This window comes from Komagataeibacter saccharivorans (assembly GCF_003207825.1).
In the GTDB taxonomy this organism is placed as follows: Bacteria; Pseudomonadota; Alphaproteobacteria; order Acetobacterales; family Acetobacteraceae; genus Komagataeibacter; species Komagataeibacter saccharivorans.
Map to the genome: position 1 here is coordinate 24575 of NZ_NKTY01000022.1, position 20753 is coordinate 45327.

The following is a 20753-nucleotide window of genomic DNA, read 5'->3' on the forward strand; positions in this document are numbered from 1 at the left end:
GTAACGCGTCAGGCCAGATAACGGATGCCTGTCAGGATGATGGCGGCCATGATCCCGGCCACGACATCATCCCCCATGATGCCGAGCGCATCATGCCGCCGGTCGAACCAGCCTACGGGACCGGGCTTGGTGATATCGAACAGGCGGAACAGGGCGAAGGCCAGCAGCAGCCACAGCACATCCACCCAGCGCAGGGCGGAAACGGGCAGGGGCACCAGCGGGAACATCGCCAGCCACATGCCCGCGACCTCATCAATCACGATCCAGCCGTGATCTTCCCCGTTGGATACCAGTGCCGTGGCCCGGTAGCCGATCAGGGTGCAGGCAATGATGGCCAGCGCCATCCATGTCCATTGTCCCAGCAGGAGGACACCCACAACCATGGCCGCGAATGATCCCACCGTGCCTGGCGCACGCGGGGCAAAGCCGCAGCCCCCGAAGCTGGCAATCAGGCGGGCAGGGGATACCGCCATCAGTCCTGCGCCAGTGCGGGGTCGGTTGCCTGATAAATGGCCATGTTCTCCTCCACCCTTTCAACGTAATTGCGTGTTTCCCCGAAAGGAATGCTTTCGATCCAGTCCAGCAGGGCATCGGGCACAGGCGTATCGCGCGCCGGGTTGCCCAGTGTCAGCAGCCAGTTGTCCGTGCGGTGCGGCCCGGCATTATAGGCCGCCGCAACGTAAGGAACGGCTCCCCCCACGCGCTGGGCTATATCCGCCAGATAGGCGGCACCCAGCCGCATGTTCAGTTGCGGATCGGTCAGGGTGGCTGCACTGACCGGCACATCCGTCATGCCGACCTTGCGCGCAACGTCGCGCGCCGTGGACACCAGAAGCTGCATGAGACCCACTGCATGGGCGGGGCTGACCACCGCGGGGTCAAACCCGCTTTCCTGCCGCGCCACGGCCAGTTCCACATCCGCAGGCAGGATGCTTGTGGGCGGGGTATAGGGGCGGGGCCAGCCTTCGCGTATCAGCGTCAGCCCGTCGCGTCCGGCCAGACGGGCGATCATGACCGCGGCATCCGGCACGTTCAGCCGTGTCGCCATGCGTGCGGCCAGCACATGCGTCATCGCATCCGTGCCCTGCGCATCAAGGGCCAGGATGAAATCACGCGCATGATGCCCGTCACCCCATGCCGCCAGAATTTCCGCCGCGCGCGCCAGTTCCGTCGTATCGAACCGCACGGCATCGGCTACGGTGGGGCTGGGTTCCTTTTCGCGCAGCAGGTGCGCGCGGATCTGACGGCCCGCCTGATCGGGAACCAGCAACTGGTTCATCCGGTTGCCCGCCAGCCATTCAATCGCCATCTGCCCGTAGAAGGTATTGGCCAGTTCCGCCGCGTGCGTCCATTGGGTCCGCGCGGGTTCATGCCGGCCACAGGCCCATAACGCGCGTCCCAGCCAGAACTGCCCCCGGCTGCGGGTAATAACGGGAACCGCCTGCGCCAGCGGGGTGAAGTCAGCCTGTGCGTGTTCGGCGTCATGCAGGTATTCGAGCCTGATCCAGCCAGTCAGGAACAGGGCGTCAAAATGGTTGGCCGCGCCGATATCCGCCGTGTCGTTGGCGATGAGCAGGGCGTCCTGTGGCCTGCGGGCCTGAAGCAGGTCGCGGGCCAGCCCGTCACGTTCGCGCCAGAATGCGGCTGCGGTGCCGCCGGTTGCATGCTGTTCCGTCTCGATGCCCCGTGCGCGCCACAGGGCCAGCGCATCATCCAGCCGCTGTGCATGGTGCAGCCAGCGCAGGCGGTCCAGCAATAATGCCGCATCAGCCTGCTGTTCAGGCGGTAGCAGGGCCAGTGTCGTTTCCGCCTGCGGATCATTGCGGCGGAAGGCGATGCGCGCGCGGGCAATGGGCTGCTGCGCCGGGGTCAGCAGGGGTACCTGCCGGGTCGCGGCTTCGACCTGTCCCGCGCGTTCCTGCCGGTCGAAGCGCTGCCAGTGGTCCTCCGGCGTGAAAGCACTGCCGAAGGCCGCCAGCATCGCCTGCGCGTCGGTCGGGCTGTCGGCGCGGTGTATCCATGTATCACGCGCCCAGTCATCCAGCTTCGCCGGGCGGGGGGATGCACTGTTGCAGCGCAGCAGGGCATGCACATCCTTCAGCGGCAGCACGCCGCACAGCCGCCCCGCCGTGGCGTCATCCGGTTCGGCTGCAAGGGTCTGCTGAAACCGCGCCAGCAGGGTGGGGCGCTGTGGCCAGGCGGCATTTTCGCGCAGGAAGGTCGCGTATTCATCGGAGCTTCCCCCCACCGGGGAAAGCAGGCGCAGGTAGACCACCAGCTTCGCGGCAATCGGGTCATCATCCGCATTGCCGGTCGCGGCCTGCGCTGGGGTGGGCCAGTTTTCTGCCTTCACCGCAGGCGGCGGGGATGATGCGGCAGGGGAAGGCAGCGCAAGCAGGCCGGACAGCGCCAGCCCCGTCGCAATGCCCAGACGATGGCTGGCGCGTGTACTCGTCATGCGGTGCCCCCGATATGGGTCCAGACCTCGCCACCACCCTTGATGATGAGTTCGATCGCCACAACCAGCACAACCAGCAGCCCGATCCACGAAATCCAGCGATACCGTTCCAGCAGGCGCGCGATCAGGGATGCCGCAACTGCCATCAGCACGACCGATATGACCAGCCCCGTGACCAGCACGCCCATATGCTCGCCCGCGGCCCCGGCTACCGCCAGAACGTTATCAAGGCTCATGGACAGGTCGGCCACCATGATGCGGATGATGGCATTGCGCAGCGATCCGGGGGCGGGGGCTGCATCGTTCTCCACGGCATCACCGCGCATTTCCCGATACATGCGCCAGCACACCCACAGCAGCAGCAGGCCGCCCGCCAGCGTCAGCCCGATAATGGCCAGCAGCCTGACGGCGACCAGCGCCAGCCCGATCCGTATGACTGCAGCACCCAGTATCCCGCACAGGATGGCGATTCGCCGCGAACGGTGCGGCAGGTTACGCACCGCCAGCCCCACCACGATCGCGTTATCGCCCGCGAGTGTCACGTCAATCAGGATAACCTGGGCCAGCGCATAAAGCGAAGACGGCGAAAAAATAGCGGACATGGAGCAGATACGATCCTGTAGGGGCATGCCCGTGGGCAGCGCGCGGTGCGTTATAACCGCTTTATGCCGTTGTGTGCGCCCATGATGCAATCACACCTGTCATGACAGATGATGTCGCCCCCTGATCGCCTTCATGATGGATCGGACGTGAATTAAGGGAGACGCACGCAACAGAATTGGGTAGGAAAGCGGCCTGATCCCGATTGTGTCGCTACGTGAGGAAGCCTGAGAACATGGTACCGCGCTATACCCGCCCCGTCATGGCCGCCATCTGGTCCCCTGAGAACCGCTACCGCATCTGGTTCGAAATCGAGGCCCTGGCCTGCGAGGCGATGGCGGAATATGGCGCGATTCCCGCCGAATCCGCCCGGACCATCCGCACGAAGGGCGATGCCGCCATGGCCGCCTTTTCGCAGGCCGATCTGGACCGTATTGACGAGATCGAGGCCGAAACCCGTCACGATGTCATCGCGTTCCTGACATGGCTTGCTGAAAAGATCGGACCGGACAGCCGTTTCGTGCATCTGGGCATGACATCGTCCGACGTACTCGACACCTGCCTGTCGGTGCAGATGGTGCAGGCGACGGACCTGCTTCTGGAAGATGTCGATGCCGTGCTGGCGGCGCTGAAGCGGCGTGCGTTTGAACACAAGCATACCCTGACCATCGGCCGCAGCCACGCCATCCATGCCGAACCGACATCGTTCGGTCTGAAGCTTGCGGGTCATTATGCCGAATTCGCCCGCAACCGCGAACGGCTGGTCCGCGCGCGTGCCGAAATCGCGGTCTGCGCCATTTCGGGCGCGGTGGGCACCTATGCCCATATCGACCCGCGCGTTGAGGAATATGTGGCGGAAAAACTCGGGCTGAAGCCCGAGGATGTGTCTACGCAGGTCATCCCGCGCGACCGGCATGCCGCCTATTTCTGCGCACTGGCCGTGATCGCCAGCGGGATCGAGCGTCTGGCGACCGAAGTGCGTCACCTGCAGCGTTCCGAAGTGCGCGAAGCGGAAGAATTCTTCCACAAGGGGCAGAAGGGTTCGTCGGCCATGCCGCACAAGCGCAACCCCGTGCTGTCGGAAAACCTGACGGGCCTGGCGCGCCTTGTGCGTTCGCACGTCATTCCTGCGCTGGAGAACGTGGCGCTGTGGCATGAACGCGACATCAGCCATTCCTCCGTCGAGCGTAACATCTGCCCCGATGGCACGATCGGCCTTGATTTCGCCCTCATGCGCCTTGCGGGCATGATGGAAAAGCTGGTGGTCTATCCCGAGCAGATGCAGGCCAATATCGACAGCCTTGGCGGGGTGGTGCATTCGGGCGAAGTGCTGCTGGCGCTTGCGCGTGCGGGCATCCTGCGCGAGGATGCCTACCGTATCGTCCAGCGTAACGCGATGGCGACATGGACCCGGCTGGGCCACAAGGATGGCCGGACCTTCCGTGAGAACCTTGCCGCGGACCCGGAAGTGGCCGGACGCGTCGCGCCGGAGGTTCTGGACGCCGCCATGGACAGCGCATCCCACCTGCGCATGATCGACCACACCTATACCCGCGTCTTTGGCGAGACAGGCCCCGCGCGGACCTGATCCCGCCTGCGGATAGGGAACAACAGCACAGGATACCGAGGCGTGTGCACAGTCGTCATCTCCCACGATCCACAGCAGGAATGGCCGCTACTGCTGGCGGCCAATCGTGATGAACGTCTCGACCGGCCATGGCTGCCGCCCGCACGGCACTGGGCCGACCAGCCCGATGTCATCGGCGGGCAGGACGAGGTCGCCGGTGGGTCCTGGCTGACCCTTAATGATGCAGGTGTGGTCGCGGGGATCATGAACCGCGTGGGCAGTCTTGGCCCCGCGCCGGGCAAGAACTCGCGCGGGGCGCTTCCCCTCATGGCGGGGCGCTTTTCCACCGCGCGGGAAGCCGTGGCTCATATCGGCCAGATCGACGCCGGGGCATGGCGATCGTTCAACATGATCGTGGCGGACCGGACGGACGCCTTTTTCATCCGGGGGCCGGGCTATGGCCAGCCGCAGGTGGAAGGGCTTGAACCGGGCGTACATATGGTCGCCACGACCGATCCCGATGACATGGCCATGCCGCGCATCCACCGCCACCTGCCGCGTTTCCGCGCCGCCGCGCGCCCGGTGCCGCCGGAATGGACGCAGTGGACCACCCTGCTGGCCGACCGTTCGCTACCGGCGGGCAGCGAGATCAACATTCCCCCGCGTTCGGGTTTCGGCACATGCAGTTCATCGGCCATCGGTGTGGCGGTGGACAGCCGCCGGTCATGGTTTTTTGCCGCGGGCGCACCTGACCGGGTGGGCTACAGCCCGGTCGATCTTGACGCATCGGGCGCGCAGGCAAGGTAAATGGTATCTTCCCGACCGGATCGCTGCTATGGCATGCGCATCATTCGGGATCATGCCGACAGCAGATCCTACAGATCAGGGGAGGGGCCGCTCCCGGCCCGTCCCCGCAGCGTTATGTGAAGGACGAGTATGGGCCGCCGCCGTCAGCTTTACGAAGGAAAAGCCAAAATCCTTTTCGAGGGGCCCGAACCCGGGACCCTCGTGCAGTATTTCAAGGATGACGCCAGCGCCGGCAACGGCGCGAAAAAGGGCATCATCACCGGCAAGGGTGTGCTGAACAACCGTATCAGCGAACACCTGATGCTGCGGCTGCATGATATCGGGATTCCCACCCACTTCATCCGCCGCCTGAACATGCGCGAGCAACTGATCCGTGAAGTCGAGATCATCCCGCTGGAAGTCGTGGTGCGCAACGTGGCCGCAGGCAGCCTGACACAGCGGCTGGGCATTCAGGAAGGCACGCGCCTGCCGCGTCCGATCATCGAATACTATTACAAGAACGACGCCCTGAACGACCCGATGGTGAGTGAGGAACACATCACCGCCTTCGGCTGGGCCTGTCCGCATGACATGGAAGACATCGTGGCGCTGAGCATGCGCGTGAACGACTTCCTGTGCGGCCTGTTCATGGGCATCGGCATCATCCTTGTCGATTTCAAGCTGGAATTCGGCCGCCTGTTCGAGGGCGACAACATGCGTATCGTTCTGGCTGACGAAATCTCGCCCGATAACTGCCGCCTGTGGGATGCCAAGACCAGCGAAAAGCTGGACAAGGACCGTTTCCGCAAGGACATGGGCAAGGTTGAAGAAGCATATCAGGAAGTTGCGATGCGCCTGGGTATCCTGCCCGAGGCCACGAATTCCGACATGAAGGGACCGGAGGTAATGCAATGAAGGTACGCGTGACCGTCATGCTGAAGGAAGGCGTGCTCGACCCGCAGGGCAAGGCCGTGGAACATGCGCTGCATGTGCTGGATTTCGGCAATGTGGGGGAAGTCCGTATCGGCCGCGTGATCGAGCTGGAAGTGGATGAGACCGATCGTGAACGCGCCCGCGCGCAGGCCGACGCCATGGCGCGCGCGCTGCTGGCCAACCTTGTGATCGAGGACTTCGTTACGGAGGTCATTGGATGAAAACCGCCCGCCTTCTTGCCCTGGCCTGCGCCATGGCAGCGAGCATGCCGGTGGCGCAGGCGTACGCCCAGCGGGTGTCGCGGCTGGATGGCACGCAGCTTGGATCGCTGTGCACCAAGGCCGCGAGCGCTGGTGTATGTGATGCCTACATTTCCGGCATCGCGGATTCCGCGGCCCTGGCGCACCTGTTCGAGCGGAATGCCGAAAAGGACACCAAGGATGTCGCGGCCTTCTGCATCGCGCCCGCAACACCGATCGCGGACATGCGCGGCAAGGTCGTAAGCTGGATGAAGGACCATCGCGACGGGCTGAGCCGCCCGGCGGGCGAGGTTGTGTTCACCGCACTGCACGAATCCTATCCCTGCGGCGGCAGCAAATGAAGGCGGCGATTGTAGTTTTTCCCGGCACCAACCGCGAACGCGACATGGCGATCGCGCTGCGTGGTGTGACCGGGCAGGCCCCCGTTATGGTGTGGCATCGTGATACCGCGCTGCCCGCCGGGGTGGACCTTGTGGTCCTGCCCGGTGGCTTCAGCTATGGCGACTACCTGCGCTGTGGCGCGATGGCGGCCCATGCCCCGATCATGACGGCTATACGCGAATACGCGAACAGGGGCGGGCATATCCTTGGCGTGTGCAACGGTTTCCAGATCCTGACGGAAGCGCAGCTTCTGCCCGGTGCGCTGCTGCGTAACGCGGCGCTGCGTTTTCTGTCGCAGGACTGCTTCCTGCGCGTCGAGCGTGACGATACGCCGTTTACCCGCCATTGGGCCAAAGGCGACGTGTTCCGTACCCCCATGGCGCATGGCGATGGCAATTACATTGCCGAGGCCGAAACCATCCGCGCGCTGGAAGACAGCGGTCGCGTGGCCTTCCGCTACGTGGCGGAAAACGGACGGATGGACGCGGGGGATCCGCAGCTCAACCCCAATGGCTCGATGAACGCCATTGCGGGTGTGTTCAGCGAAAACCTGCGTATCTGCGGCATGATGCCCCATCCGGAGGATCTGGTTGATCCGCTGATGGGCGGCGAGGATGGTAAACCCCTGTTTACGGGGCTTGTGGAGGCACTGGTCGGATGAGCGCAAAGGCACAACGGCCCGTTGACGAGGCGCTGGCCCGCGAATTCGGCCTGACGGCGGAAGAATACGGCAACGTCCTGTCGATCATGGGCCGCACGCCCACGTTTACGGAACTGGGCATTTTCTCGGTCATGTGGTCCGAGCACTGTTCGTACAAATCGTCGCGTGCGTTCCTCAAAACCCTGCCGACAAAGGCCCCGTGGGTCATCCACGGTCCCGGTGAAAATGCGGGCGTGGTCGATATCGGGCAGGGACTGGCCGCCATCTTCAAGATGGAAAGCCATAACCACCCCTCCTTCATCGAACCCTATCAGGGGGCGGCGACCGGCGTGGGCGGCATCCTGCGTGACGTGTTCACCATGGGTGCGCGGCCTGTCGCCAACCTGAACGCCCTGCGTTTTGGCGATCCCAACAACCCGCAGACCCGCCGCATCGTTGATGGCGTGGTGCGTGGCGTGGGTGGTTACGGCAACTGCGTCGGCGTGCCGACCGTGGGCGGGGAAATCAATTTCCACCCGGCCTATGACGGCAATCCGCTGGTCAACGCCATGACGGTCGGTGTTGCACGGCAGGACCGCATCTTCCTGTCGGCGGCGGCGGGAATCGGCAATCCTGTCATCTATGTCGGTTCGAAAACCGGGCGTGACGGGATTCATGGTGCGACCATGTCCTCGTCGGAATTTGATGAAGACGCGCTGGCCAAGCGTCCCACCGTGCAGGTGGGGGACCCCTTTGTCGAAAAGCTGCTGATCGAAGCCTGCCTTGAACTGATGGCGACCGATGCGATCGTGGCCATTCAGGACATGGGTGCTGCGGGCCTGACCTCATCCTCCGTCGAAATGGCGGGCAAGGGTGGTGTCGGCATCGACCTTGACCTTGATAACGTGCCCCAGCGCGAGCGCGGGATGACGGCATATGAAATGATGCTGTCCGAAAGTCAGGAACGCATGCTGATCGTGCTGCGTCCCGACCGCACGGAACAGGCGCGCGCCATTTTCGATAAATGGGAACTGGATTTCGCGGTCATCGGCCATCTGACCGATACCGGCAACATCGTGATCCGGCACAAGGGCGAGATCGAGGCGGAGATTCCGCTGGCGCCGCTGGCCGATCAGGCCCCGGTCTATCACCGTCCGACGGCACCGGCGCAGAAGCCGCAGCCGATGGAGCCGATCATTGACCCGGTAGGTATCGAACAGGCGCTGATCCGGCTGATCGGCTGTCCGGATCTGGCGTCGCGTGCCTGGGTGTACAACCAGTATGACAGCACGGTTGGCGGCCAGACGGTGCGCAGGCCGGGTGCCGCCGATGCCGCCATCGTCAAGGTGGAAGATACCGATCTGGGTCTTGCGCTGACCACGGACTGCACCCCGCGTTACTGCCGCGCCGACGCCCGCCTTGGTGGCGCGCAGGCCGTGGCGGAGGCATGGCGCAACATTACCGCGACGGGTGCGCGCCCGCTGGCGGTAACGGACAACCTGAACTTCGGCTCACCTGAAAAGCCGGAAGTGATGGGCCAGTTTGTCGATGCCATCGCCGGTATGGGTGATGCGTGCCGCGCGCTGGATTTCCCGGTCGTCAGTGGCAATGTCTCGCTTTATAACGAGACGCGTGCGCCGGACGGCACGTCCCAGTCCATTCTGCCGACCCCGGCCATTGGTGGCCTTGGCGTGCTGGAGGACGTGCGCACGGCGGTCGGTCTGGAAATGCCCGATGGCTGCGACATCATGCTGCTGGGCGAGACGAAGGGCCAGCTTGGCCAGTCGATCTGGCTGCGTGAGATACTGGGCAGCCAGGATGGCGAACCGCCCACGCTTGACCTTGCAGCGGAACGGCGCAATGGCGATTTCGTGCGCGGCCTGATCCAGAACGGCACTGTTATCGCCTGTCATGACGTGGCTGATGGCGGTATTCTGGTTGCCGTGGCGGAAATGGTCATGGCCGGGCAGGCGGGTTGCGTGCTGGAAAGCCCGCAATCGGGCATGCGGCCTGAAGCGTTCTGGTTTGGTGAGGACCAGTCCCGTTACATCGTGGCGGTGCGCGACGGGCAGGCACTGGCCGATCTGGCGGCTGCAGCGGGTGTTCCATGCCGCAGGCTGGGCCGTTCAGGGGGCGAGGGTTTGACATTGCCCAATGGTTCCACAATATCCAAGGCACGTCTGGTTGCGGTTCATACCGAATTCTTTCCGCGACTGATGGACCGATAGGGCAGGAGTTTAAAGCCAGATGGCAATGACGGCGCAGGAAATCGAGACCTATATCCGTGAAGCCCTGCCGGATGCGAAGATTACGATTGACGATCTGGCGGGCGATGGGGACCATTATGCCTGCCGCGTTGTCAGTGCCGCGTTCCGCGGCCTGACGCGCGTGCGGCAGCATCAGCTTGTCTATGATGCATTGCAGGGGCACATGGGCGGCAAGCTTCATGCGCTGGCATTGCAGACACAGACCCCGGACTGAGCCTGAACGGATCATTATCCATTCCCAAACCAGGAAACCAAATCATGGCCGAAACAATCGCACAGCGCATTCAGGCGCAGATCGACGCGAATCCCGTCATGCTCTACATGAAGGGTGACTCCACCTTCCCGCAGTGCGGTTTTTCCGCGCGCGTGGTGCAGGTGCTCAAGCACATGGGTGTGCCCTTCAAGACCGCGAACGTTCTGGAAGATCCGGAACTGCGTCAGGGCATCAAGGAATTCTCCAACTGGCCGACCGTGCCGCAGCTTTACATCAAGGGCGAGTTCATTGGTGGCTGCGACATCGTGACCGAGATGTACCAGACCGGCGAGCTTGAAAAGCTGCTGACCGAGAAGGGCATCGCGACCGCGACTGCCTGATATCGGGGCAGCACGGCACGATACCGGACGGGCGGGACAGAAATGTTCCGCCCGTTTTGTATTTTGGTCATAACATCGCTTGCGTAGACGGCATTCTTTCGCCTAGCTTCCTCTTGGTTTGAAAATCTGGAGATGGGCCGAATGCGATACGGCGACTTGCGTTTTGCTACTATGCTGCTGCTTGGCGCAGGTCTGATCGGAAGCATCACTACCCCGGCCCACGCACGGACCCACGCCGTGACGGAAAGCGAGGCCGACCGCCTTACACTCGGCGCGCTGATCGCGCCGCCGCCGCCGGTACGCCATGTGGTCTATCACACCACTACCCGCTCGGGTGGACATGCGCCGGTCGTGCTGGCAGCACACCATGGCTCTGCCGCCACAACGCGACATACGATGGTGCATAGCATCGTCTATCATCCGCATGCGGCAGCATCTTCCCGTCATACCCACACGGCGCCGGCCCGGCATCGTACCTGATCCGGGCAGTTCATCAGAACTGCCGGAAGGCGTCCGGTATCCATTCAATGACATTGCCCGGCAGTACCGCACACACATCGAAGCGGACGCTGTCATAAACCCAGTGCGGATTGGCCGCGCACAGGAACTGCGCCGCATTCATGATGCGCGTGACCTGTGACGGGCGGATGGCTTCCCCTGCGGCCAGCAGGGATGGGCGGGCCTTGACTTCGATAAATACAAGACATCCCCCACGCAGCGCCACTAGGTCGATTTCACCCCAGCGGGTGCGCGCGCGATGCAGCAGGATTTCCCATCCCTCCATGCGCAGGGCTGCTATTGCAGCCTGTTCCGCCGCGATGCCATCGGCAAAGGCCCGTCTGCCCCGCCGTTGACGGGGTGTGGGAAGGCCGCCATCGCCATCGCGGCTCACGCCATCCATTCCATGCGGTGGCGCAGGTGGGGAATATCCGGCAGATAAGGTATGGAAAGCCGGATAACAGGTTTCAGGGCCGGGTATCGATGCGCGGCCATGGCAGGATATGTGACATGATCTTTCATTCCCTCACCATATGGGATTTTTCCCTGCTTGTGGTTCGCGTGTGCATTATCGCCGTGGTGATGGTCCATGTCCTGCTGACCAAGCGCGATGTCGGGGCTTCGATCGGGTGGATTGGCGTAACGGTGCTCATGCCGCTGACCGGTGGCGCACTGTATTCCATGTTCGGCATCAACCGCGTGCATCGTCGCGCCCGCCGTCTGGTGGGGCAGCACCCATGGCACAGCCGCACCACGTCATCGCAATGGCGCAGGGAGGAGGAGGGCGTATTCGCGCCTCTGGCCTCCATGGTGGGCAAACTGACTGGCCGCCCGCTGCTCAGCGGCAATGCGGTTATTCCGATGCATGATGGCGATACGGTCTATCCCCGCATGCTTGCCACCATCAATGGCGCGCAACGCAGCGTGCTGCTGTGTTCCTACATCTTTCGTGCCGACCGGATCGGTCGGCAGTTCTGTGATGCGCTGATTGCAGCCCACAGGCGCGGCGTGCAGGTGCGGGTGCTGGTGGATGGGGTGGGGTCTGGTTACTTCCATTGCGGCGTGGAACGCATATTGCGGCGTGCCGGGGTGCCGGTCGGGCGGTTCATGCATTCCATGCTGCCGTGGCGCATGCCGTTCATCAACATGCGCGACCACAAGAAAATACTGGTGGTGGATGGCAGCACGGGTTTCATGGGCGGGTTGAACATAGGGGAGGAAAACATCGCCTCCTCCCACCCCCGGCATCTGGTGTCGGATACGCATTTTGAACTGGCGGGGCCGGTGGTTCACCAGTTGAGCGAAGCCTTCGCGCGGGACTGGTCCTTTACGCGCGGCGAAGAACTGCGGGCCGATATCTTCTTCCCGCCCCAGGCCAGCCACGGACCGACATTAAGCCGCATCGTTACCGCAGGGCCGGATCTGGATCTGGAAAAAATCGAATATACGATGTTGCAGGCCATTGCGCTGGCAAGGCACAACGTCCGGCTCATGACACCCTATTTCCTGCCTGATGACCGGTTCCTGACCGAACTGGCGCTGGCATCCCTGCGTGGGATCGAAGTGGATATCGTGGTGCCGTGGCACAGCAATCATACGCTGCTGGACTGGGCGCGTTCAGCCAACCTGCCGCGTTTTCTGGATTCGGGATGCCGTATATGGCTGGCGCGTCCGCCCTTCAATCATTCCAAGCTTATGGTGGTTGACCGGCACTGGTCGTTCGTGGGCAGTTCCAACCTTGATGTGCGCAGCCTGCGCCTCAATTTCGAGATCAACCTCGAATCCTATGATGATGCGCTGGCCGGTTCGATTGATGACTTCATCAGCATCCACCGGCATGTGCGCCTGACACATCATGATCTGGACCGGCGTTCCTTCCCGCGTAAGCTGCGGGATGCGGCGGCCCGGCTTTTTCTGCCGTATCTCTAGCGCCGGTCGCCCGACGGGCGCAGCATGACCGATATGGGCCGGTGATCGGAGGCATAGTTTTCGATCACATGCCGCGCGGTGCAGGTCAGGCCGCGTACAAGGCAGCGGTCCAGCCTGATGGGCAGCATGTCGGCCATGCGGTGCGTGGGCGCGCGTGGTCCGACATCCTGAAAATGACGGATCAGGGCCGGGCCTACCTGATTGAAATCCCCCAGTATGGCGGCCTGATGCGGCAGAAGCTGTACCACGCGGCGCAACTGCCGCCGGTTCAGAAGCTGCCCGTGGGACAGGTGGACATTGGCCACCACCAGCGAACGACATTCCACCACCTGCGCTACGCGGCGGAACACGGTGCCAGCGGGCAGGGTGCAGGCCAGCGGCTGGCGCGCGAAGGGCCATGGACTCCAGCACGCCAGACCATGGATGCGTCCGGGCAGCGGCGCGCGGGCGTAGTGGCCGCCAATCAGCGTGGGCAGCGCATCGATTTCCACCGTGGCTTCCTGCATCAGCAGCAGGTCGGGCCGTTCGGCGCGGATCAGGTCGATCACGTCGCGCGCGGTGGCCCCGATGCGGCGCAGCAGGTTCCAGCTTACGATCTTGAGCGCACCGTCCTCACGTCTGGGCGGGGTCAGTTCAGGTCGTGGCACCGCACCGTGTAGCGGCGGGGTGGACGAAAGGCGGAGATAGGGACGGGCTAGGATCATGGTTCGGTAAACGGCTCGCGTATTTCGTCTGGGATGGGGTCTTTCAACCGGGGATCACCCGCCGCGAATTCGGCAGTCAGGGTATAGCCCACGCCGATCAGGACGGGGCCAAGAAAAATGCCAAGCCCGCCGAATGTCAGCACCCCGCCCAGCACACCCAGCACGGTCAGCAGATAGGGCATCTGCGCTCCGCGCGCGATGAACATGGGACGGATGACATGGTCCGCGCCGGAAACGATGATCGTGCCATACAGCAGCAGGAAGATGCCCCAGCCCGGATGATGGCTGAGCAGCAGGAACACGGCTGCGGGAATCCAGATCAGTGGCGCGCCAATGGGCAGCACCGCGATGAAGGCGGTGATCGCACCCAGCAGGACCGGGCTGGAAATCCCGGCGATGGCGAAGCCGATTCCGGTCAGGATTCCCTGTATGATGGCCGTGCCAAGGATACCGTAGACCGTGCCGCGGATGGTTCGCCCCACGATTCCCAGTATCCGGTCGGCATAGCTGCCCGCAATGCGGCGCACCACGGCGACGAAGGTATTGCCCAGCGCGTCCCCGCCCAGCCAGAAGAAGAAGGAGATGAACAGCGCCATGGCCAGATGGGCCAGCCCGCTTGCCATCTGCATCATGGCCCGCAGCGCGGACTGCCCGATCCGCCCGGCATAGGGGCGGACCACTTCGTCTATGCTGCCGACGTCAACCGACCATTTCTGCCATTTCTGTGCAATTTCAGGGCCGAAATGCGGAATATGCGTAATCCGCGCGGGCAGCGGCGGCAGGTGCAGCGCGCCCACCGCATCGACCAGATACTGCAGGGTGGCCGGTACATCGGCAATGCTGCTCGACACCACGATAACCAGTGGCACCACCAGAACCAGCGCGCATAGCAGCGTCATGACCAGTGCCGCAGGCAGCAGGGACATGTCGCGCCGCAGCCGCATGAAGACCGGCCACGTGGCAAAGGTCAGGATCGCCGCCCACAGAAGGGCGGTCATAAACGGATACAGGATCAGGACGCAGCCAAATGCGATCCCGCCCAGCATCAAGCCCATCATGATACGTTCGACCATATGGCTGACGTACCCCCTCGCGTGTGGAAACAAAAGACAAATGTTCAGGACTTTCGTTCATGCGCGCTATGCTGCACCCTGTTGGCGAAATGACAATTCCTAAGGACCGGGAGAAGGTATGCATCCGCTGATCTCAGCCACCGATCTGGCGCAGGCCATGCAACACGACAATGTCCTTGTGCTCGATGCCAGCATGGCGCTGCCGGGGCAGGCGTTCGACCCGCAGCAGCGTTTTGCCAACGGTCATATCGCCGGGGCGGTGCGTTTTGATATCGACCAGTTTTCCGACCCGGATTCCCCCCTGCCGCATACCATTCCGGGGCAGGCCCGCTTTGCGGCGCTGGCGACCGAACGCGGCATGGCCAATGACAGGCGGATCGTCTTCTACGATCAGGACGGCATGGCGTGCGCCGCACGCGCATGGTGGCTGACCACCCTGTTCGGGCATGACAGGGTGCAGGTTCTCGAAGGGGGACTGCCCGCATGGAAAAGTGCTGGCCTGCCGCTGGAAACCGGGCCGGATCTGACTGCTCCCGCCCGTTTTGTCAGCCGCCCGCGCTACGGCCGCCTGCGGGGGACGGGCGATGTGCTGGATATAGTGGAAGGGCGGGTGTCGGGGCTGATCCTGGATGCACGCAGCCGCAACCGCTTTGAAGGGCGCGACCCGGAACCCCGGGCGGGGATACAGTCGGGTCATATGCCCGGTGCGCGCAGCCTGCCCTATCCCGAACTGCTGGATGACAAGGGCCGTTTCCTGCCTGCTGACACACTCAGGGATATTTTCGCGCGGCTTGGGGTTGAAAGCAGCACGTCCGTCACCTGCTCGTGCGGCAGTGGCATGACGGCGTGCATGATTGCGCTCGCGCTGGCCAATGTGGGCATGGATGCACAAAAGGTTGCCGTTTATGACGGGTCATGGGCCGAATGGGCATCCACCCCGGATTCCCCCATAGTCGTGGGCGCATAGGACGGATGCCTGAAATGACCGATCACGCCGTTACGGTGCCTGCCGCCCTGCTTGAAAGCGTGGTGCGCGGCTGGCGCGACCTGTCCACGCGCCTTGTCCAGCTTGGGCGTGACAGGCCGGAAGGGGACGGGGGCGTCTTCGTCAATCCCCCGATCACCCGTGGGTCCACTGTGCTGTTCGCAAGCCTTGAGGCGATGGATGCAGCCGGACACCGACGCTATGATGATGAGCAACTGATTTACGGCGCAATGGGTACCCCGGTACAGCACCGGCTGGAACAGGTCATCGCTGCAATCGAGGGCGGGGCGTATGCGCAGATCGTACCCTCCGGCCTGGCCGCCTGCGCGCTGCCGCTGCTGGCCTGTCTGGCGGCGGGGGATCACTGCCTGCTGTCCGATACCGTCTATGGTCCCACCCGCCGTTTTGCCGAAAAGGTGCTGCGTCGCTTCGGGGTGGAGATTACCTATTTCCCCCCGCTGGCGTCCGAATCCGAACTGCTGGCCCTTGCCCGGCCCACGACCCGCGTCATTTATGCCGAAAGCCCCGGCAGCCATTCGTTCGAGGTACAGGACCTGCGGATGCTGGGTCGCGTCGCCCGCCAGCTTGATGCCCGCCTGATCGTGGATAATACATGGGGCATTGGCCTGATCGACCCGTTCGCCCTTGGGGCGCATATATCGGTGCAGGCCCTGACCAAATATCCCGCCGGCCATTCGGACACCATCATCGGCGCGGTTACCGTGGCGTCTGATGCGGACTGGCGGCTGCTGCGCGATACCGCCATCCAGTCGGGCCAGACGGCGGGACCGGATGACTGCTGGCTGACCCTGCGCGGGCTGCGCACCATGGGCGTGCGGCAGGAACGGCAGGCGGCTACTGCCATCGCCGTGGCACTGTGGCTGCAATCCCGACCGGAGGTGGCGCGCGTCCTCCACCCGGCGCTGCCGTCATGTCCGGGGCATGAGAACTGGAAACGGGATTTCACCGGCGCGTCGTCGCTGTTTGGTGTGGTGTTCGACCCCGCCTTTACCGGGGCGGACCTTATGGCGATGATCGACAGCCTTACGCTGTTTGGCATCGGTGCCTCATGGGGCGGGTATGAAAGCCTTGTGCTGCCGACCACGGGTGGCATTTCGCGCACGTGCCAGTCGGTTACGCAGGACGGGCCCGCATGCCGTTTCCATATCGGTCTGGAAGCCGGCGAACTGCTGATCGCCGATCTGGCGCGTGGGCTGGATGGCATGTCCGCTACCCGCCGGGCGCGGGCAGGGGCCTGACGTAGATCAAGGTGACGCGCAGGCAGGAATGGGACACTTGGCGGGCACGAAACGAGCCGCCGCTGTAGCTGTCATGGCTGTTCCGGCGACGTGGATTAGTAATGTGGCCCTGTATCCGGGGCATGATATCGGAACTGAAGGTGCAAGATGCTTGGAAAGATGAAGGCGGCGGTCGTTCGGGAATTCGGCAAGCCGCTGACGATCGAGGAACTGGACATTCCGCAGATCAGGCCGCACCAGATACTGGTCAAGGTCGATGCCTGTGGCGTGTGCCATACCGACCTGCATGCCGCGCGCGGTGACTGGCCGACCAAGCCCAACCCGCCCTTTATTCCGGGGCATGAAGGGGTCGGCCATGTGGTTGAGGTCGGGTCCGACGTGGACTGGATCAAGACCGGCGATGTGGTGGGCGTTCCCTGGCTGTACTCGGCCTGCGGACATTGCGAACACTGCCTGGGCGGGTGGGAAACGCTGTGTGAAAAGCAGGAAGATACCGGCTATTCCGTCAATGGCTGCTTTGCCGAATATGTAGTGGCCGACCCGAATTACGTTGCCCATCTGCCCAGGGATATCGACCCCATCCGTACGGCCCCCGTGCTGTGCGCCGGGCTTACGGTATACAAGGGCCTGAAAATGACCGACACGAAGGCAGGGGAATGGGTTGCCATTTCCGGTGCGGGTGGTCTGGGGCAGATGGCGATCCAGTATGCCGTTGCCATGGGGCTGAATGTCGCGGCGGTCGATATCAGCGATGAAAAGCTGGACGAAGCCCGCAAGCTGGGCGCGCGCGTGACCGTAAACGCGCTGAAGGAAGACCCCGTCGCCTGTATCCAGAAGCATACCGGCGGCACGCATGGCGTGCTGGTGACGGCAGTATCGGACAAGGCGTTCACGCAGGCCATCGGTTACGCCCGCCGTGGTGGGACGATCGTGCTCAACGGCCTGCCGCCGGGTGATTTCCCGCTGTCCATTTTCGATATGGTGATGAATGGCACCACCGTGCGCGGTTCGATTGTGGGCACGCGGCTCGACATGATCGAAGCACTTTCCTTCTTTGCTGATGGCAAGGTCTCGACCGTGGTCAGCACGGACAGGCTGGAAAACATCAACACCATTTTCGACAATCTCGAACATGGTCGTGTGCAGGGTCGTATCGTGCTGGACTTCCGTAACGGGGCCTGAGGCAACCCCGCCTGCCTTTATGCGTTCCTGTTACAGACACGGTGCCGTGGGGTGGTTCAGTCCGCCCTGCGCCCCGGTAGACAGAAAAAAGGACGGTAAGGCATGATGAAAAAAACGGTGATTCTGGCGGGGCTGTTCGGCGCAGGCCTGAACGTGGCGATGCTGACACCGGTTCTGGCCGATACGTGCGACGGCGTAACCGACCATGCGGAATGCGAGGTCAGGCTTAAGGCGCGTGAAACCGGCCATGCCACTACCGACACGGCCCACAAGGCCGATCATAAAGCGGCGGAAGCCGGGGATAGCGTGAAGAACTGGGGTCAGAATACCGGCAAGACGCTGGACAAATGGGGCCACAATACCAAGGGCGACATGAGCCAGTTCTTTACCGGCCACCGATAAGGCTGATGGTATGAAAAAAGGGCGGTACCCGATCCGGGTGCCGCCCTTTTTTCATGCCTGAAACGGATCAGGAATGATGATGGTCTGCTGATTCGTGCTCGCGCCAGCCACTTTCGATGGCATGGAGGAAGGTCTTGAAGTGCTTCTTGATCTCATCGGGGGATGCCTTTTCCATGACATCCTTCTTCGCGGCGGTCAGCGTTGCGGCGGCATGGATCAGGGCGGCGTGGATGGCGTCTGTCGGTTCTTTGCTCATGGTTTCTTTCCCGGTTGCGTAAGGCCGGTACGATGTAAGAAACCTCCTGTTATGACAACCGTTTCCCCCGCATGACTGCCGTTCTTCCATACACCCTTGATTCCCCGTGGGTGCGGAACGGGGGAACCCGGGCACTGTCCTGCCGTTAACATCGGCAGACACTAACTTTATGGAATATAAAATGATTTCTTGCCGCACAGTATCTGCCTTCGCCGCTGTCACCCTTATGGCCCTGCCGCTTGCCGCACAGGCCGAGCCGGGCGGCTGCGTAAAGGGAGCCGTTGCGGGTGGCGTGGCCGGTCATTTTATTGGCAGCGGTCACGGCAAGGGGGGGGCTGCCGCAGGGTGCGCGGCCGGGATGGCGCGCCGCCATCATGCCCGCAAGGAAGCAAGGGAAAACCAGCAGCAGGACAGCGCGCCCACACAGGGCGGTTCCCAGACGCAGCCTTCCGCGCCCGGCGGCAATGGTAACGGCGAATAAACGCCTGTATTCCTTCCGTCAGGGAACAGCCCTGACGGAAGATGCCCTCATGGCCTGCGCGAAGCATGCGGTCAGGAAATTATGGGGATCGGGATTGATCCCGACGAAAATGATATCCTTGCGAACATAAAGCAGCTTGTGCCGTGGCCCCATGGTAATCTGGCGCAGCACGACCGGGCGGCCCTGCGCGACCTGCGCGCGCGTGCTGGCCACCCAGTCATGGCTGATATGGGCCAGCAGGGTCAGGTCCGGTATGACAATGGCCAGATGCATGGCGATCAGGCCCATGCAGGATAATTCCGTAATCCGGCGAAAGACCGGTAACGCCGGGCACTGGAACAGCAGGCATGTCAGGTAGCATGCCAGAAACACGCTGGCCGGGAAGGACAGCCGTGCCGCCAGTGCTGCGCGCGGAAACATGAGCAGCAATGCCATATAGGCCATGGCCATGACCGCGAATATCCAGCCCTTCCCCCCGCGCAGGCAGTCAGGAAAGCACAGGTGCTTGCGGCCCATGAATAGGCCAAGTCCCACAAGCAGCACAAAGGGAAACCAGAACGGGTCAAACAGGCTGCCCAGATTACCCAGCAGACCATCCAGCCGGTCGGTCAGGGGGCTTGGCGGCATGGTGCGCATACGTACGTAATTGCCCGGCGCCATGCCCAGTACCAGCGTGCCCGCGGCATGACTGCACAGCAGGGCCCATGGCGCCGCACGCCCCTGCAGGAAGGCCCGGAGGCAGGTACCTGTCAAAAACAGCGTCAGCAGCAGCGAAAGCGGTTCCAGAAAAGTCGCAATCAGGAATACGACCCCATACTGCACCGCATTCATATGCGCGCGGCGCGAGAGGATACGCGCCATTACCCAGATTTCCCCCGCGACGGGCCACAGATACCCTATTGCGCCGGTCTTCCATAATGCGACCTCGCCAATCGTGCGGGGCAGCCACCACAGCATGAGAAACACCAGAACGGTCTGCGCCAGTCCCAAAATGGCGGAGGGGACGGGCGGGTTGCCCGCGGCACTGCGGCACATACCCACCGTGACATGGACCAGAAAAACGAAGATTCCCGCATTCAGCACGGCGAAGACGGCAAGGGAGCCATACTGGTGCAGGTCAAGGAACAGGAATGTCACCAGCGTGGTGAACCATCGTCCGGTCCAGAAATTGTAATTGCCCCATACGGTGCGCAGGATCGTGGCCAGATGGGGGGGCATGGTCCGGCAGTAATCATCAGCCCATAGCGGTGTGACCCAGTTGGCCCATAATAGAAAGGCAGAACATAACGCCAGCCCGGCCCGTTCACCGGGCAGCAGGCGCGGGGTGGTATCCGCAGGTGATCCCATTGATGCAAAGCCTCTTTGTGGTCCTGTTCTTGGCATGCGCCGTGCGTATTCACCCGAAAAAATGATCTATCACAACATGCGTGCGCCTACACAATCTGCCTGAATCCGGGGTTGTGTCATGGATCATCCCCGTTAGCATCGGTTATGGACC

General features: G+C 62.8%; 24 protein-coding genes. 16 read left to right on the plus strand and 8 right to left on the minus strand.

Annotation, left to right across the window (positions count from 1 at the left end; all coding sequences use genetic code 11):
* Positions 1 to 8: 8 nt before the first annotated feature.
* The 3 genes from CFR79_RS11860 to CFR79_RS11870 are packed head-to-tail and all read right to left on the minus strand — an operon-like array spanning position 9 to position 3060.
* A complete protein-coding gene (locus CFR79_RS11860; RefSeq protein WP_110548033.1) occupies positions 9 to 473 on the minus strand; it encodes a phosphatidylglycerophosphatase A family protein in 465 nt (154 codons plus the stop codon).
* Positions 473 to 2458, minus strand: coding sequence for a lytic transglycosylase domain-containing protein (locus tag CFR79_RS16350; protein WP_110548034.1), 1986 nt, complete (start codon positions 2456 to 2458; stop codon positions 473 to 475). The genes CFR79_RS11860 and CFR79_RS16350 overlap by 1 nt, the downstream gene beginning before the upstream one ends.
* Positions 2455 to 3060, minus strand: coding sequence for a YjbE family putative metal transport protein (locus tag CFR79_RS11870; protein WP_110548035.1), 606 nt, complete (start codon positions 3058 to 3060; stop codon positions 2455 to 2457). The genes CFR79_RS16350 and CFR79_RS11870 overlap by 4 nt, the downstream gene beginning before the upstream one ends.
* A gap of 233 nt (positions 3061 to 3293) precedes the next feature.
* On the opposite strand from CFR79_RS11870, the gene purB reads away from it, so the two are divergent.
* The 10 genes from purB (at position 3294) to CFR79_RS11920 (ending at position 10966) form a co-directional block, all read left to right on the plus strand.
* The gene (purB, locus tag CFR79_RS11875) at positions 3294 to 4646 is read left to right on the plus strand and encodes an adenylosuccinate lyase (protein ID WP_102323419.1); all 1353 of its coding nucleotides are present in this window, start codon (positions 3294 to 3296) and stop codon (positions 4644 to 4646) included.
* A gap of 42 nt (positions 4647 to 4688) precedes the next feature.
* A complete protein-coding gene (locus CFR79_RS11880; protein WP_102323420.1) occupies positions 4689 to 5432 on the plus strand; it encodes an NRDE family protein in 744 nt (247 codons plus the stop codon).
* 129 nt (positions 5433 to 5561) lie between these two features.
* Positions 5562 to 6326: a phosphoribosylaminoimidazolesuccinocarboxamide synthase gene (purC, locus tag CFR79_RS11885; protein ID WP_102323421.1), complete on the plus strand. Its 765-nt coding sequence runs from the start codon at positions 5562 to 5564 to the stop codon at positions 6324 to 6326.
* Positions 6323 to 6565, plus strand: coding sequence for a phosphoribosylformylglycinamidine synthase subunit PurS (purS, locus tag CFR79_RS11890; RefSeq protein WP_102323422.1), 243 nt, complete (start codon positions 6323 to 6325; stop codon positions 6563 to 6565). Before purC ends, purS begins: the two co-directional genes overlap by 4 nt.
* On the plus strand, positions 6562 to 6945 hold the full coding sequence (locus tag CFR79_RS11895; protein ID WP_102323423.1) for a Rap1a/Tai family immunity protein: 384 nt from the start codon (positions 6562 to 6564) through the stop codon (positions 6943 to 6945). The genes purS and CFR79_RS11895 overlap by 4 nt, the downstream gene beginning before the upstream one ends.
* Positions 6942 to 7646 (plus strand): phosphoribosylformylglycinamidine synthase subunit PurQ, encoded by a 705-nt coding sequence (gene purQ / locus CFR79_RS11900; protein ID WP_102323424.1) that lies wholly within the window; start codon positions 6942 to 6944, stop codon positions 7644 to 7646. The genes CFR79_RS11895 and purQ overlap by 4 nt, the downstream gene beginning before the upstream one ends.
* Complete coding sequence (gene purL, locus CFR79_RS11905) at positions 7643 to 9853, plus strand: phosphoribosylformylglycinamidine synthase subunit PurL (protein WP_110548036.1); 2211 nt, start codon at positions 7643 to 7645, stop codon at positions 9851 to 9853. Before purQ ends, purL begins: the two co-directional genes overlap by 4 nt.
* A gap of 19 nt (positions 9854 to 9872) precedes the next feature.
* Complete coding sequence (locus CFR79_RS11910; RefSeq protein ID WP_102323426.1) at positions 9873 to 10106, plus strand: BolA family protein; 234 nt, start codon at positions 9873 to 9875, stop codon at positions 10104 to 10106.
* Between the two features lie 44 nt (positions 10107 to 10150).
* On the plus strand, positions 10151 to 10486 hold the full coding sequence (gene grxD, locus CFR79_RS11915) for a Grx4 family monothiol glutaredoxin (RefSeq protein WP_110548037.1): 336 nt from the start codon (positions 10151 to 10153) through the stop codon (positions 10484 to 10486).
* A gap of 141 nt (positions 10487 to 10627) precedes the next feature.
* A complete protein-coding gene (locus CFR79_RS11920) occupies positions 10628 to 10966 on the plus strand; it encodes a hypothetical protein (RefSeq protein WP_174234110.1) in 339 nt (112 codons plus the stop codon).
* Positions 10967 to 10979: 13 nt separating this feature from the next.
* Here the strand turns inward: CFR79_RS11920 and CFR79_RS11925 are convergent, their stop codons facing one another.
* The gene (locus tag CFR79_RS11925; RefSeq protein ID WP_110548051.1) at positions 10980 to 11306 is read right to left on the minus strand and encodes a YraN family protein; all 327 of its coding nucleotides are present in this window, start codon (positions 11304 to 11306) and stop codon (positions 10980 to 10982) included.
* A 188-nt stretch (positions 11307 to 11494) separates the two neighbouring features.
* Here CFR79_RS11925 and CFR79_RS11930 point away from each other — a divergent pair, with 188 nt between their 5' ends.
* Positions 11495 to 12913, plus strand: coding sequence for a phospholipase D-like domain-containing protein (locus CFR79_RS11930; protein ID WP_102323429.1), 1419 nt, complete (start codon positions 11495 to 11497; stop codon positions 12911 to 12913).
* Here the strand turns inward: CFR79_RS11930 and CFR79_RS11935 are convergent.
* Both CFR79_RS11935 and CFR79_RS11940 read right to left on the minus strand, forming a co-directional pair.
* Positions 12910 to 13617, minus strand: coding sequence for an endonuclease/exonuclease/phosphatase family protein (locus CFR79_RS11935; RefSeq protein ID WP_110548039.1), 708 nt, complete (start codon positions 13615 to 13617; stop codon positions 12910 to 12912). The two genes, CFR79_RS11930 and CFR79_RS11935, sit on opposite strands and share 4 nt — an antisense overlap.
* Positions 13614 to 14690 carry an AI-2E family transporter gene (locus CFR79_RS11940; protein WP_110548040.1) on the minus strand — a complete coding sequence of 359 codons (1077 nt, stop codon included), beginning with the start codon at positions 14688 to 14690 and terminating at the stop codon, positions 13614 to 13616. Before CFR79_RS11940 ends, CFR79_RS11935 begins: the two co-directional genes overlap by 4 nt.
* A 118-nt stretch (positions 14691 to 14808) precedes the next feature.
* Between CFR79_RS11940 and CFR79_RS11945 the strand changes: the two genes are divergently transcribed.
* The 4 genes from CFR79_RS11945 (at position 14809) to CFR79_RS11960 (ending at position 18518) form a co-directional block, all read left to right on the plus strand.
* On the plus strand, positions 14809 to 15657 hold the full coding sequence (locus tag CFR79_RS11945) for a sulfurtransferase (protein WP_110548041.1): 849 nt from the start codon (positions 14809 to 14811) through the stop codon (positions 15655 to 15657).
* Positions 15658 to 15671: 14 nt separating this feature from the next.
* A complete protein-coding gene (gene metC / locus CFR79_RS11950; RefSeq protein WP_110548042.1) occupies positions 15672 to 16934 on the plus strand; it encodes a cystathionine beta-lyase in 1263 nt (420 codons plus the stop codon).
* 147 nt (positions 16935 to 17081) lie between these two features.
* Complete coding sequence (gene adhP, locus CFR79_RS11955) at positions 17082 to 18116, plus strand: alcohol dehydrogenase AdhP (protein ID WP_110548043.1); 1035 nt, start codon at positions 17082 to 17084, stop codon at positions 18114 to 18116.
* Positions 18117 to 18218: 102 nt separating this feature from the next.
* Positions 18219 to 18518, plus strand: coding sequence for a hypothetical protein (locus CFR79_RS11960; RefSeq protein WP_254057877.1), 300 nt, complete (start codon positions 18219 to 18221; stop codon positions 18516 to 18518).
* Between the two features lie 67 nt (positions 18519 to 18585).
* Here the strand turns inward: CFR79_RS11960 and CFR79_RS11965 are convergent, their stop codons facing one another.
* Positions 18586 to 18774: a hypothetical protein gene (locus tag CFR79_RS11965; RefSeq protein ID WP_102323435.1), complete on the minus strand. Its 189-nt coding sequence runs from the start codon at positions 18772 to 18774 to the stop codon at positions 18586 to 18588.
* A gap of 181 nt (positions 18775 to 18955) precedes the next feature.
* On the opposite strand from CFR79_RS11965, the gene CFR79_RS11970 reads away from it, so the two are divergent.
* Positions 18956 to 19255 carry a hypothetical protein gene (locus CFR79_RS11970; protein WP_102323436.1) on the plus strand — a complete coding sequence of 100 codons (300 nt, stop codon included), beginning with the start codon at positions 18956 to 18958 and terminating at the stop codon, positions 19253 to 19255.
* 18 nt (positions 19256 to 19273) lie between these two features.
* Here the strand turns inward: CFR79_RS11970 and CFR79_RS11975 are convergent, their stop codons facing one another.
* Positions 19274 to 20602 carry a DUF6056 family protein gene (locus CFR79_RS11975; protein ID WP_110548044.1) on the minus strand — a complete coding sequence of 443 codons (1329 nt, stop codon included), beginning with the start codon at positions 20600 to 20602 and terminating at the stop codon, positions 19274 to 19276.
* Positions 20603 to 20753: the final 151 nt, after the last annotated feature.